This is a genomic window from Duganella sp. GW821-FHT01E12 (assembly GCF_059422325.1).
The window spans coordinates 156,957-170,866 of sequence record NZ_JBWKWR010000010.1; the positions used below are offsets into that span (position 1 = coordinate 156,957).

General features: G+C 66.0%; 9 protein-coding genes. 5 read left to right on the forward strand and 4 right to left on the reverse strand.

The window, feature by feature from the left end; translation table 11 throughout:
• The first annotated feature begins 31 nt into the window (after nt 1-31).
• Nucleotides 32-1,594 carry an FGGY-family carbohydrate kinase gene (locus AC07WS_RS24120; protein WP_494731512.1) on the forward strand — a complete coding sequence of 521 codons (1,563 nt, stop codon included), beginning with the start codon at nt 32-34 and terminating at the stop codon, nt 1,592-1,594.
• Here AC07WS_RS24120 and AC07WS_RS24125 read toward each other — a convergent pair.
• Together AC07WS_RS24125 and AC07WS_RS24130 are read right to left on the reverse strand one after the other, a co-directional pair.
• Complete coding sequence (locus tag AC07WS_RS24125) at nt 1,576-3,192, reverse strand: type 2 periplasmic-binding domain-containing protein (protein WP_494731513.1); 1,617 nt, start codon at nt 3,190-3,192, stop codon at nt 1,576-1,578. The genes AC07WS_RS24120 and AC07WS_RS24125 overlap by 19 nt on opposite strands.
• 338 nt (nt 3,193-3,530) lie before the next feature.
• The gene (locus AC07WS_RS24130) at nt 3,531-5,954 is read right to left on the reverse strand and encodes a TonB-dependent receptor (RefSeq protein WP_494731514.1); all 2,424 of its coding nucleotides are present in this window, start codon (nt 5,952-5,954) and stop codon (nt 3,531-3,533) included.
• Nucleotides 5,955-6,204: 250 nt separating this feature from the next.
• Between AC07WS_RS24130 and AC07WS_RS24135 the strand changes: the two genes are divergently transcribed.
• From AC07WS_RS24135 to AC07WS_RS24145, 3 genes are read left to right on the forward strand one after another with little or no spacing between them, the layout of a single operon-like run.
• On the forward strand, nt 6,205-7,602 hold the full coding sequence (locus tag AC07WS_RS24135; protein ID WP_494731515.1) for a flavin-containing monooxygenase: 1,398 nt from the start codon (nt 6,205-6,207) through the stop codon (nt 7,600-7,602).
• 11 nt (nt 7,603-7,613) lie between these two features.
• Nucleotides 7,614-9,128 (forward strand): aldehyde dehydrogenase, encoded by a 1,515-nt coding sequence (locus AC07WS_RS24140; RefSeq protein ID WP_494731516.1) that lies wholly within the window; start codon nt 7,614-7,616, stop codon nt 9,126-9,128.
• Between the two features lie 11 nt (nt 9,129-9,139).
• Nucleotides 9,140-10,006, forward strand: coding sequence for an SDR family NAD(P)-dependent oxidoreductase (locus AC07WS_RS24145; protein WP_494731517.1), 867 nt, complete (start codon nt 9,140-9,142; stop codon nt 10,004-10,006).
• A gap of 4 nt (nt 10,007-10,010) precedes the next feature.
• Here AC07WS_RS24145 and AC07WS_RS24150 read toward each other — a convergent pair whose 3' ends face one another.
• Nucleotides 10,011-11,066 (reverse strand): AraC family transcriptional regulator, encoded by a 1,056-nt coding sequence (locus AC07WS_RS24150; protein ID WP_494731518.1) that lies wholly within the window; start codon nt 11,064-11,066, stop codon nt 10,011-10,013.
• Between the two features lie 173 nt (nt 11,067-11,239).
• Between AC07WS_RS24150 and AC07WS_RS24155 the strand changes: the two genes are divergently transcribed.
• Nucleotides 11,240-12,403, forward strand: coding sequence for a hypothetical protein (locus AC07WS_RS24155; protein ID WP_494731519.1), 1,164 nt, complete (start codon nt 11,240-11,242; stop codon nt 12,401-12,403).
• Here AC07WS_RS24155 and AC07WS_RS24160 read toward each other — a convergent pair.
• A complete protein-coding gene (locus tag AC07WS_RS24160; protein WP_494731520.1) occupies nt 12,381-13,745 on the reverse strand; it encodes a diguanylate cyclase domain-containing protein in 1,365 nt (454 codons plus the stop codon). The two genes, AC07WS_RS24155 and AC07WS_RS24160, sit on opposite strands and share 23 nt — an antisense overlap.
• Between the last annotated feature and the right edge of the window lie 165 nt (nt 13,746-13,910).

Genomic DNA, 13,910 nt, shown 5'->3' on the forward strand with positions numbered 1-13,910 from the left:
GTACGGACAGACATTACGAGACTAGAGCGACATGGCCGACCAATACCTACTTTCCATCGACAATGGCACCCAGAGCGTGCGCGCGCTGCTGTTCGATTTGAATGGCAACCTGGCCGCCAAGGCGCAGGTGCATTTGCAGGCCTACTTCTCCGAGTACCCCGGCTGGGCGGAGCACGATGCGGACGGCTACTGGATGGCGGTCGGTCAGGCGTGCCGGCAGCTGTGGGCCGCCACCGATATTCCCCGCTCGGCGGTCAAGGGCGTGGCGGTGACGACGCAGCGCGGCACGGTGGTCAACCTGGACCGCGACGGCAAGGTGCTGCGGCCGGCGATCACCTGGCTGGACCAGCGCCGCGTGGGCAAGCAGAAGCCGTTGAGTTTTTTGTGGCGCACGGCGTTCAAGCTGGCGCGTGTTTCCGGCACCATTGAATACTTCCGGCGCGAGGCGGAGATCAACTGGATCGCCGAGTATCAGCCGGAGATCTGGGCCAGGACCGACAAGTACCTGCTGTTGTCGGGCTTTCTGAATTTCCGCTTGTGCGGGCGGCATGTCGATTCCATCGGTTCGCAGGTGGCGTATCTGCCGTTCGACTACAAGCGCCACAAGTGGGCCGGTGCGCGCGACTGGAAATGGGAAGCGCTGGCGCTGCGGCCGGAGATGCTGCCGGAGCTGGTGGAGCCGGGCACGGTGATCGGCGCGATCACCGCCGCCGCCGCCGAGGCGACCGGCATCCCGGAAGGCACGCCGCTGGTGGCCGCCGCCGCCGACAAGGCCTGTGAGGTGATCGGCGCCGGCGCGCTGGAGCCGCATATCGCTTGCCTGAGCTACGGCACCACGGCGACCATCAACACCACCACCAAAAAATATGTCGAGGTCACGCCCTTGATACCGCCTTATCCGGCGGCCATTCCGGGCGCCTACAGCACGGAGGTGCAAATATTCCGGGGCTACTGGATGGTGAACTGGTTCAAGGAGCAGTTCGGGCACTTCGAGCAGATGGCCGGCGCGGAGCAGGGCACGTCGCCGGAGGCGATGTTCGATCTGTTGGTGAACGAGGTGCCGCCCGGTTCTATGGGGCTGATGCTGCAGCCTTACTGGAGCCCCGGCATCAAGACACCGGGGCCGGAGGCCAAGGGAGCGATGATCGGCTTTGGCGATGTTCACACGCGCGCCCATATGTACCGGGCGATCCTCGAAGGCCTGGCCTACGCGCTGCGCGAGGGGAAGGAGCGCATCGAGAAGCGCAGCGGCGTGCCGGTGACGGAGCTGCGCGTGGCAGGCGGCGGTTCGCAGAGCGACGCGGCGATGCAGCTGACGGCCGATATCTTCAGCCTGCCCGCGGCGCGCGCGCATGTGTACGAGACGTCCGGACTGGGCGCGGCCATCGCGGTGGCCGCGGGGCTGGGGCTGCACAAGGACTTCGACACGGCGACGCGCGCGATGACGCGGCCAGGCCGCGTGTTCCATCCGATCGAGGCGAACCGGCAGATCTACGACAAGCTGTATCGGCGCGTGTACCTGAACATGTACAAGCAACTGCAGCCGATGTACCAGGAGATCGCCGATATCACCGGCTATCCCGAACGGCTCTGACCTGCCTCGGCCCGTCGTTTGCCTTTCGATGTGGTCGTACTGTGCGTGGCTTTTTTCAGGAGCGGCTGCTTGGCTGCCGACGCCGTCGTGCAGTAGTAATTGGGGAAATTGGCCTGGAACGCTGCGCATATCTGCGTTCTCATGCTGGTTTGTGTGCTGGCGGTCCAGGTATTGGGGAATGGCTGCGCCGAATTAAACACCGCTTGATATTGCTGGTACAGGGCGTTATCCGAAATCTGCGGCTGCGCATAGAATTGTTGGTAGGGCACCAGCAGCGTGCGCCACGGCGTGCCCAGTTGCAGGTCCTGCGCCGTCACAATATAGTTCTTCATCTGCATACTGGTCATCAAGCCGATGAAATTTGCGGCGTCGCCGGCGCACGGCGAGCTGGGCTGGCAGGTCGTGCTATTGGTCACGAAACTGTCGGCGAATAACAAGGGCTGTGGGTTGTTTCCCCAAGGGACGGGCGCGACGTACAGCGGCGCCTGGTCGCCGGCAAGCGCGACGAAAAACGATTGCTCAGAAAATCCCATATCGGTGTAGGCCGTACCGCTGGCAAACACCTGTTCGGTGATGCCATCCGCGGCATTGTGATAGGTGCCGTCGATGCAGTAATCGCTGCCGCCGTTCGTGCACGTTTTGACCAGGGAACTCAGATTCGCCATGACGGTCGCGTCGGGTGGCATGGTGAAGGCATTCTGGAGACTGGTATAGCCGTAGGTCTGAGCGTAAGCGTTCACGTACATCGATGGCAGGCGCCACTTGCCGTCGTAGTCGCCCACCAGTGCGGTCTGGTTTGGGGATGCCAGGGCCAGGAACGATTGCAGCGCCGATAGCGAAGTCAACCCTTGAACGGCCGGATTGGTCGAATACAGAAAATCCATGCATAACCAGCTTGGTATGCCGTACAGCACGCCGCCGATGCTCGACGCGCTCTGCGCGACCGATAGCGGAGCGGTAGCGGGTGCCTGTTGTGGATTGACTAATCCATTACTGACCAGGAAACCCAAGTACAGCATGTCCAACTCCATCACGTCGAAGCCCTGGGAACCAAGGTAGCCCGGCAAAGCGTCGAAGCTATAGGTGTTGACGGCCTGGTCCATCACTGCGTTCAGCAGTACCAGCGGGTTCTGCGCTTGATAGGTTTGAACGACGTAATTGAGCAGCGCGGAAAAATTGTTTGCGGGCGCGCTGGGCAGGTATGGGTACAGCGAGACGTTCAACACCCGTGTCTGCAGTCCGTTGAGCAGCAGGTTGTGGTCTGGGCTCGTTGCCGTCACGGGCAGGTTGAGTATCTTTAACTTGCCGCACTGGACCCACTTAATGGCCGGCACTGCCAAGGACGAATTGGGCGCCACGGTTAAGCGCGTGCCTGCCTCGACCGTAAAGGACGTCACGTGATTGGCGCCGCTTTGGATGGTATATCCGTCCACTGTGCAGGCGATGCTGGTTTGCGCCGCGTTCTCGATGACGAGCTGGCCCGCTTGAGAGGGCGCCACCGCAGCCAACAGCGTCAGGACCAGCGCGCCAAGGCGCCACGCGTGGTTTCGATGCGTGCGCACCGTGCGCGATATCGCAGGCAAGGTCTTTTCAATCATCTCGTTCTCCCGACAGTTTGGATGTGGAGCCGATGTAAATATGGGATGTTACTGGCGGGCCCGGCGACGGCCCTAATGAAATATAGCCCTGTTTCCACTTGCAATAATCACACATTGTTACAATTTGATAATTATCAAAATAATATAATTTCGTTGCAAAGTGGTAGCCGCATGGCCGTGCGTCGGGATCGGGATGGCCGACGTCTTCATTATGTGAACCGCCACCGATGCACCAGCGTTCATCAACGGCGACATGATCGATATGAACAACGGTAGCGATTGCCGCTAGCCTTGTCTGCGGCGCGCGGCAGACCAGGCCGCCGCGCGTTCGTCGGCCGTTACAGGCTGCCCCTCAACTCCAAGCCGATCGCGCGTGGCGCGGTGACGCTGGCATATGGCATGCCGAGCGTCTTGGTCTGGCCATCGAGGTTGTAGACGTAGCGCTTGTCGAACACGTTGTTGACCAGTAGCGCCACGCCGAATTTTCCGCTGGCGTGGTCCCAGGCCAGGCGCAGGTCGGCCTTGCTGCCCGCTTCCCCAGTGCGGAAGGCCGGCGCGTTCATGCACTGCAGGGCGCGCGTGTCGTCGTTGCAGCGGGACTTGCTGTGGTAGCTGGCTTGCAGCGTCGCGCTGATCCTGCCGCCGGGCGCTTCCCAACTGCCGTTCATGCCGGCCATGCCGCTGAAGTAGGGCGTGCCGACCGCCTGCCCGGAGAGGTTCAGCGGCACGCCGCCGTCGCCGGTGGTCTGGTAGCGGTGGTAGGTCTGGTCGATCACCTCCAGCCCTGCGAACAGCGTGAGGCCGGGCGCGATGCGGATGCGGCCATCGAGGTCCAGACCCTTGGCCTGCTGGTCGCTGCTGACGATGTTGTAGGTGGAGATGGCGCCGCTGCCACCGAGCTTGATGTCCTGCAGGTTCTTGAAGCGGTAGGCGAACAGGGAGCCGTTCAGCGTGGCCTTGATGCTCGGGACGTAGAGCTTGAAACCCAGCTCCAGGTTGGTCATCTTCTCGGGCGCGAAGCTCGGGTCGCGCGCCTTGGCGTCGGCCGACGCGGGATACGGCGGGGTGAAGACGTTGAAGCCGCCGGCCTGGTAGCCTTGCGACAGCGAGGCAAACAGCAGCAGGTCGCCGCTCACCTTATGATCGACCACCACGCGCGGACTCCAGTCGCTCCAGCTGTGCGAGGCGCTGACCGGCGATGCGGCCAGCTGCCCGGCCGCGCTGAACACCACGTTGGCCGGCAGGGCCGAGGCATCCAGTCCGGCGGCGGGGCCGTAGGTGTTGAGCAGGCGGTCGAGCTCCGGCGACTGGCGCGCGGGTACGTACCACTGCATGGTCTTGCGGTCGCGGCTCCAGCGCACGCCGGCGGTCAGGTTGGTGGACGGCGTGGCGTGCCAGATGATGTCTTCGTAGATCGACACCGCGCGGCTATGCAGCTTGTTGTAGGTGTTCTCGCCCCACGTGAAATTCGACGAGCCGTCGACGCCCGGCACGCCCGCCTGCGCCAGGCCTGCGAACAGCGTGGCGAAATCGGCGGCGCCGCCCTGCATCTGGCTGATGGTGTCCAGCGTCGCGGTGTTGACGATGGCGGATGCGGTCTGGCGTTCGCGGTTGTCGTAGAAGCTCACGCCGGCGACCCAGTCCAGCTTATCGGTCTTGCCGGACAGTTTGAATTCCTGCTGCCAGTTGTAGGCGTTCTTGTGGTCGTCGGTGGCCAGGTGGAAGTCGGCGCGGCTGGTGCCGTCGTTGTCGGTCAGGTTGGACGAGGAGAAGGTGCGGAAGGCGGTGGTCGAATGCAGCGTCACGCCGCCCAGCGGCAGCTCGGCGCGCAGCGTCACGCCGTCGAACACGCGCCGCTCGGCGCCGTCGGTGTCGTTCTCCAACGGCGCCTTGCGCGGGTCGACGAAGTTGGCGATGTAGGCGGCGTCATAGGCGCCGGTGTAGCCGCCCTGCGGCAGCGCGGGATCCTTGACCACGCCGAACGAAGGCCAGCCGTGCTGGCGCAGCTGCTCGTGTTCCCACGAGAGGTTGAGCGTGGCGTCCTTGATCTTCTGCTTCAGCGACAGCCGCGTGGCCCAGGAGTTGTCGCCGCCGGTGCGGGTGCCGGTGGCGCTGTTGCGCACCCACCCGTCGCTGGCGGCGCGCACCAGCACCAGGCGCGCGGCCGTGTCCTGGCCCAGCGGGACGTTGATCATCGCGTCCATGTTGGCGCGGTTGTAGTTGCCCAGCTTGATGTGGCCGGCCATGTCGAAACTGCTGTCCGGTTCATTGGTGACGACGGAGATCGCGCCGGCGGCGCTGTTGCGGCCAAACAGCGTCCCCTGCGGGCCTTTCAGCACTTCCACGCGCTGGATGTCGATGAAGTTCATCAGGGCGCCGCCGGTCTTGCCGGTGTAGACGCCGTCCACGTAGATGCCGACCGGCGTATCGGTGCCGATGCCGAAATCGCCCGGCTGCACGCCGCGTATGCCGAACACCGGCTGCGTGGCCTGGGTGGAGTCCACCTGAAGCCCGGGCAGGTAGCCGTTCAAATCGCCGAGGTTCTTGGCGCCGAGGTTCTGGATGTCCTTGGCCGATACGACCTCCATCGAGATCGGCACTTCCTGCGCCGATTGCGAGCGCGATTGCGCGGTGACGACCACTTTTTGGATGTCGTCGTTGGCGGCGTTCGCTGCGAGCGCCGCGCCCCCGGCGAAGGCGATGGCGATGCTGTGCGCGAGGGTGCGCATATGGCTGGATGGTGGCTTTGCTGCTGTCTTCACGATATCTCCCGGTTCGTTGGTTATGTTTTTTGCTGCCTTGCGAATGGACTGTAGACGCGCGCCGAACGGGGAGGGGGGCTGGATCGGACAGCCGGGGATGCCGGCATGGCCAAGGCGGCCCCGCCGTTGTAAGCGCGCCCAAGCGGCCGGCTTGGCCGGAATTGCTCCCTGCCTGTCCTTTTGGCCCCCGTGCGGCGGCGGCTTTGTTTGCACAATGAATCCTGGCTTTTCATAAAACGGGAGATAGAACATGGCTGACCAACAGACGGATAAAATTATCGAGTGCGGCAACGCGGTGTGCGTGGTGGGGGCGGGGCCGGGCGGCCTGTCGGCGGCGCGGGCCTTGAAGGGCATGAAGCTGGAGTACGAGCAGTTCGAGCGTCATTCGGACGTGGGCGGCATCTGGGACATGGGCAATCCCGGTAGCCCGATCTACGAATCGGCGCACTTCATCTCGTCGCGCGACCTGTCGGGCTTTATCGGCTTTCCGATGCCGAAGACCTTCCCGGACTATCCCACCAACCAGCAGATCCTGAGCTATGTGCGCAGCTACGCTGACGCCTTCGATCTGCGCGGCGCGATTCGCTTCAACACGCCGGTGCTCAACGTGCGCAAGGAGGACGGCGGCGCATGGGTGGTGACGCTGGGCGACGGCAGCCGCCGGCGGTATCGCGCCGTGATCTGCGCGACGGGCTGCAACTGGGATCCCAATATGCCGGAGGTGAAGGGGCACTTCAACGGCGAGATCCGCCATTCCGTCACCTACAAGAGCAGCGACGAATTCGCCGGCAAGCGGGTGATGATCGTCGGCGCCGGCAACTCCGGCGCGGATATCGGCTGCGACGCGGCGGCGCGCGCGGACAAGGCTTTCATCAGCCTGCGGCGCGGTTACCACTTCATTCCCAAGCATCTGTTTGGCCTGCCGGCCGACCAGGTGAGCGAGAGCGGCCCGCACCTGCCGATGTGGATCGCGCGCCCGGTCATGGGCCTGCTGCTGAAGATGTTCACCGGCGACCTGACGCGCTTTGGCCTGCCCAAGCCGGACCACCGCCTGTTCGAGAGCCATCCGTTGCTCAACTCCCAGCTGCTGCACAATCTCCAGCACGGCAATATCGCCGTCAAGCCCGATGTGGCCTACTACGACGGCGACGATGTGGTCTTCAAGGACGGCAGCCGCGAGCAGCTGGACTTGGTGATCTACGCCACCGGCTACAAGTGGAGCTGCAAATACGCGGCCGAGTATTTCGAGTGGCGCGGCGGCAGGCCGCAGCTCTATCTGTCGATGTTCAGCCGCGACCACCGCAACCTGTTCGGCATCGGCTATGTCGAAACCAATTCCAGCGCCTACAAGCTGTTCGACACGGAAGCCTTCATGATCGCCGCCTATCTGCGCGACCAGTTGGACAACCCGAGTGGCGCCAGCCGGTTCGACGCGCTCATCGCGGGCGACGATCCGGACCTGTCGGGCGGCCTGAAATTCGTCAAGTCGCAGCGGCACGAGGTCTATCTGGAGGCGCACGCGCTCAAGTCCTACCTGAAGCGCCTGCGCAGGAAGATGGGCTGGCCGGAGCTGAGCGAGACCTATTACGACCATCTGCGCACCGGCGCTTCGGCGCGGCCGTCGCCCGCGCTGCGCGTGGCCGCATGAGGAACGCATACATGGACAAGACTTTGCAGTACTACCAGCAGCAAGCGGCGCAGCTGGATTTTGAAACCCGCGCGCTGATCGGCGGACGCTTCGTCAACGCCGTCTCGGCCGAGGAGTTCGACTCCATCAACCCAGCCAACGGGCGGCGCCTGGCCGGCATCGCGCGCTGCGGCGCGGTGGAGGTGGACGACGCGGTCAGCGCGGCGCGCCAGGCGTTCGAGCGCGGTCACTGGTCGGGCGCATCGCCCAAGCACCGCAAGAAGGTGCTGCTGCGCCTGGCCGACCTGGTCGAGGCCAACCTGGAGACGCTGGCGTTGATGGAGAGCCTGGACTCGGGCAAGCCGATACGCGATGCGCTGGCGGCCGACCTGCCGGACATGATCGAGAGCCTGCGCTGGCACGCCGAGGCGGCCGACAAATTGTACGACCAGATGGCGCCGACCGCGCCCGATGTGGTGGCGATGATCGTGCGCGAGCCGATCGGCGTGGTGGGCGCGGTCCTGCCGTGGAATTTTCCGCTGTACCTGGCCGGCTGGAAGATCGGTCCCGCGCTCGCCAGCGGCAATTCGATGGTGATCAAGCCCGCCGAGCAGACGTCGCTGACGGCGCTGATGCTGGGCCGCCTGGCGCTGGAGGCCGGCGTGCCGGAGGGCGTGCTCAATATCGTGCCGGGCTACGGCGAGACGGTGGGGCAGGCGATGGGCCGGCACCGCGACATCGACTGCATCAGCTTCACCGGCTCGGGCGAGGTGGGACGGCTGTTCCTGAAGTATTCGGCGGAGTCGAACCTGAAGCGGGTGGTGCTCGAATGCGGCGGCAAGAGCCCGGCGCTGGTGCTGGCCGACGCCGCCGACCTGCCGCGCGTGGCGCAGCAGGTGGCCACCGGGGCGCTGTTCTGCCAGGGCGAGAACTGCAGCGCGGGCTCGCGCCTGATCGTGCATCGCTCGCGCAAGGAGGAGCTGCTGGAGCTGGTCAAGGGCGCGTTCGACGAGTGGCGGGTCGGCGATCCGCTCGATCCGGCCACGCGGGTGGGCGCGCTGATCGAACCTGGACACATGCAGCGCGTGCTGGCCTACATCGACGGCGGCAAGGCGCAGGGCGCGGCGCTGGTGCACGGCGGCGCGCAGGTGCGGCGCGATTCCGGCGGCAGCTTCGTGGAGCCGACGATTTTCGACCATGTGCAGCCGTCGATGAACATCGCGCGCGAGGAGATATTCGGGCCGGTGCTGTCGGTGCTGGCTTTCGACACGCTGGCCGAGGGCGTGGCGATGGCCAACGACACCAACTACGGCCTGGCTTCCTCGGTCTACACCAGCAATCTGGATGCGGCGCATGGCGTGGCGCGGGCGATACGCGCCGGCACGGTGTCGGTCAACTGCTTCTCCGAGGGAGACACCGGCGTGCCGTTCGGCGGCTACAAGGAGTCCGGCTTCGGCGGGCGCGAAAAATCGCTGATGGCGCACGACCAGTACACCGAGACCAAGACCATCTGGATGCAGCTCGGCGCGGCCGGCGGCACCATCTGAGAGGAACACACATGGCAATGACATCGAAGAGCGGCAGGATCGCCCTTATCACCGGCGGCGCCGGCGGCATCGGCCGCGAGATCTGCCGGGGCTTCATCGAGCGCGGCATCATCTGCGTGCTGGCCGACCATAACCAGGATGCGCTGGACCGCGCCACCGCCGAGCTGGGACCGGCGGCGGTCGGCGTGGCGGTCGACCTGTCCGATTTCAGCAAGCTGCCCGCCTTGCTGGCCTTTGTGCAGGCGCGCTACGGCCGGCTCGATATCCTGGTCAACAACGCCGCCATCACCGGCACCGGCCATTTCGAGGAACGTTCGGTCGAGCATATCCTGGGTGAGCTGAACATCAACCTGCTGTCGCCCATCGTGCTCACGCGGCTGGCCTTCGCGGCCCTGCAGCGCAGCGGCGACGGCCGCGTGATCAACACCGTGTCCCTGGGCGGCATCTTCCCGCTGCCGGAGACGGGCGTGTATTCGGCCACCAAGTTCGGGCTGCGCGGGGCGATGCTGTGCCTGGGCATGGACCGCGAGCGGCACGGCGTGCATGTGGGCAGCGTGCTGCCCTCGGCGACGGAGACGCCGATGCTGATGCGCGAGGCGGTCGAGGGCGGCAACACGCTGCAGTTCATGGACCCGCCGCAGCAGCCGGCGGACGTGGCGCGCCAGGTGATGCGCATGCTCGACAACCCCTGTCTGGAGCGCTATCCGCGCTGGAGCGAGTCGTGGTCGGTGCGGCTGGCGATGCTGGCGCCGAACTTCCTTCCGCGCTTGATACCGCTGTTCCGCAAGAAGGGAGTGCGCGGCCATGCGCGCTACCTGGAGTCGCTGCGCAAGCGCGGGCTGGCGGTGGCCCGCGAAGGGAAGTGGGAGCTGTCCTGATGCCCTAGGCCCAGGCGTTCAGGCGCGGCGCGGCGGCGCCTTGCCGCACCTGGTTCGGCAGCATGCCGGACCAGCGCTTGAACGCGCGGCGGAAATTGCGGGCATCGGTGAAACCGGTGGCCATGGCGATTTCCACCAGCGGCAGGTCGCTGCGCTTGAGCAGGTCCAGCGCGCATTCGTAGCGCACCTGGTCGACCAGCCGCTGATAACTCGTGTTCAGGTCCGACAGCCGGCGGCGCAGCGTGCGCTCGCTGAGGTTGAGCGCCGCGCCGACCGCCGCCAGACCGGGTGCCTCGTCCACCGAGGCGCGCAACAGGTTCATGATCGATTCCACAAGGTCGTTGCGCGGCTGGTCCACGGCCAGCAGCTGGCCGATCTGCGCCTGCAGGGAGGCCTGCATGTAGCGGTCGTAGGTGGGCAGCGGGCAGTGGAACCAGGCCATGTCGCAGATCAGCCGGTTCATCGGCGCGTTGAACGTCACCGGGCAGCGGAAATATTCGTTGTAGGCGCTGGCGTAGGCCGGGCGCGGGTAGCGCAGCTCCAGCCGCGCCGGCCGGAAGTGCGAGCCGACCAGCGCGCGCGACACTTCCACGCTGCTGACGAAAATCTCCTCGATGAAGAAGGGCTCCATTTCAGGATCGTGAAATCGGGTGGCGACTTCGGCGACGAAGTGGTGTTCGTCGAGGAAGCCGAGTTCATTGACGGTGAGCGAGCCGGCGGCGCGCTGGTGGCGGATCAGGTAGTGGAAGGCCTCGCCCAGCGTGGCGCAGGTCAGCATGCCCAGGCCGGGCAGGCCGAAACAGACCACGGTCTGGCGCGCGCCGGTGGCGATGCCGAGGGCCGGGTCGCCCCAGCGCTGCATGGCGCGCTTCACCAACAGGCTGGTTTGGCGGTAGGAGACGCGGAAGCTGGCGTCGCACAGGTTCTCCGGCGTGAAGCCCAGGCCCTTGCACAGGCGCTCGGGCGAATGGCCGCGGCTTGCGAGCAGCTGCAGCACCTGGCGGATCACATGGGGCGGCACGTCGGCGTCGGAATCGGGGTGGTGGGATTTCGCCGTCACGGTTGCTCCTTTTGTCGATGGAGCCAGCATAGTATGGATTCGCGGGCGCGGGGCGCCCGGCGCGGAAATGGCCGGATCGGTGTCTCTTTTTGGCCGCTTCGGCCCCCTCGGCGCGCGCCGCCGCCGTATGCTTGACTCCAGCGTGCAATCTCGCCGCTCACTTCGGAGAAAAGATGATCATCACGCCAGCGCAGCGCGCACGCAAAATCCGTCCCACCTTCGTCCTGGCCTCCTGCTGGGCGCTGGGCATAGGCGGCACCACCATGATGCCGCTGCTGGTGACGAACGCGATGGCGCGCCTGCGGCTGGACGAGGGCGCGGCCACCATGCTGGCCGGGGCGGAGATGGTGGGCATGCTGGCCGGCTGCATCGCGCTGCCGGCGCTGGCCAGGCGCTGGCCGTCGCAGCTCACCGCCGGCGCGCTGGTGCTGCTGGTGTGGAGCCAGGTGCTGTCGGCGTTGACGGTGTCGGCGCCGGCGTTTGCCGGGGCGCGCTTCGCGGCCGGCTTTTGCGAGGCGCAGATGATCGTCATGGTCGGCATTTGCCTGGCCTGCCATCGCGACGCGGAGCGCCTGTGGGGCGTGGTGCTGCTGCTTTCCGGGCTGGCGGTGGCGGGGGTGTTCACGCTACTGACGCTGCTGCCGGGCGTGGCGGCGGGCAGCGGGATCTGGTACGGACTGGCGCTGCTGGCGGCGGTGCTGGGGCTGGCGGCGGCGCGGGTGCCGGCGCTGATGCCGGCGCCGCAGCCTGCGGTCCATGCCCGCCACCGGCGCGGCCGGGCGGAGGTGTGGCTGGCGTGGGGCGTGTTCGTCGGCGTCTACAGCGTGCAAGCGGGCGTGTGGGCGGTGTCGGCGCTGCAGGGGGAGCGCATCGGCCTGTCGCTGCCGGCCATCGGCATGCTGCTGTCGCTGTCGTCGCTGCTGGGGTTCTTCGGCGCGGTGGTGCCGGCCATTCCGGCGCTGGCGGCGCGGCGCGGACTGACGGTGATGGCGGCGCTGGCGGTGATGTCGGCGTCGGTGGCCGGCTTCTTCATGGCGCGCAGCGTGGCGGCTTTCTTTGTGGCGCAGCTGGCGCTGAACGCCGCCTTCTATACCGTCATGGCGATACTGAACAGCTTCATCTCGGCGCGCGACCGCGACGGCACGCTGCTGTCGCAATCGGTGGTGGTGACCTTCGCCGCAGTGGCGCTGGGGACGGTCGGCGCCGGGGCGCTGTTCCAGGGCCTGGGCGGCGTGGGCGTGATCCTGTTCTCGCTGCTGGCGCTGGCGGCCAGCGTGCCGCTCGGGCTCAAGGCCCTGCGCGGCCATGGCAGGATCAGCGCATCACCAGCGCCTTGACGGCCTCCATCGCGGCGCTGCCGGTGGTGGTGGCCTGCACCTGATTGCGGCCGCCTTCCTTGGCCACGTACATGGCGCGGTCGGCGGCGACGAACAGCGATTCGATGTTGTCCAGCTGGTGCGGCTTGATGGTCGCCACGCCGATGCTCACCGTCAGCCACGCCGAGGTGGTCGAGCGCGGGTGCGGGATCTGCAGCGATTCGACGTGGGCGCGGATCGATTCGGCCAGCAGGTGGGCCGAGTCGCCGTCGGTCTCGGCGAACAGCAGCACGAACTCCTCGCCGCCGTAGCGCGCGGCCAGGTCGGTCGGGCGCAGCGCGTGCGAGGCGATGGCCTGCGCCACCTGCTGCAGGCAGGCGTCGCCGGCTGGGTGGCCCAGGGTGTCGTTGTACAGCTTGAAGTGGTCGACGTCCAGCACCACCAGCGACAAGGGCAGGCCGCTGCGCATGGCGCGCTGCCATTCCTTTTCCAGGAAGGTGTCGAAGTGGCGGCGGTTGGCGATCTTGGTCAGCGGGTCGACCATGGCGGCGCGCTGCAGCGCGTCCTCCGACTGCTTGTGGTGGGTGATGTCGTGCAGCAGGCCGATGAACAGCGGCTGGCGCAGGTACATCGGCGTCAAGGTCAGGTCCATGCACACCGAGCTGCCGTTGCGGTGGCGGATGATCACCTCGCGCGTGCCGTGGCTGTGCGCCGTTTCCGGCGCGGCGGCGTAGCGGTCGAAGTAGTCCAGGTATTCCTGCGCCACCAGGGGGTTGAGCAGGTCGGCGATGGAGCGGCCGGCCAGTTCGTTTTCCTGGTAGCCCAGGTATTTGTCGCAGGCCGGGTTGGTGAACTGGATGCGGCCGTCCGCCTCGATGATCAGCAGGCCCTCGGCCATGTTGTTGACGATGGTGCGCAGGCGCTCGGCCTGTTCCTCCTGGGTCTCGCTGCGGCTGCGGATGGTGAGCTGGGTGCGCACGCGGGCGCTCACCTCGGCCATGCGCAGCGGCTTGCTGATGTAGTCCACCGCGCCGATGTCGAAGCCGGCCACCACGTCGTCGGTGTCGGTGCGCGCGCTCATGAAGATGACCGGGATGCGCTGGGTGGCGGCGTGGCTTTTGAGCTGGCGGCAGGTTTCGAAGCCGTCCATGCCGGGCATGACCACGTCGAGCAGGATCAGGTCCGGATGGACGCGGCGGGCGATCTTGAGCGCCCGCTCGCCCGAGGTGGCGACAAAGGTCTGATAGCCTTGCTGGACCATCAGCTTGCGCAGCGCGCTCAGGTTCTCCGGCGCGTCGTCCACTATGAGTATCGCGGCGTCGCGCCGCGTGGCTAGGAGAGGATTGGGGACTGGGTTGAACAAAGGCTGGCCTGATAGGAAAGTGACTATTCGTTCAAATCATAACGCTTCAGGCCGCCTCCATGTGGAAAAACATGAGTGGTTTTTTGAGTAAGTCTTCGGAATTGGCGGCCACGCCACGCCGCGATGGCACTGGCTTGATTAATGTTGGCGGGATGTTACGGCTTT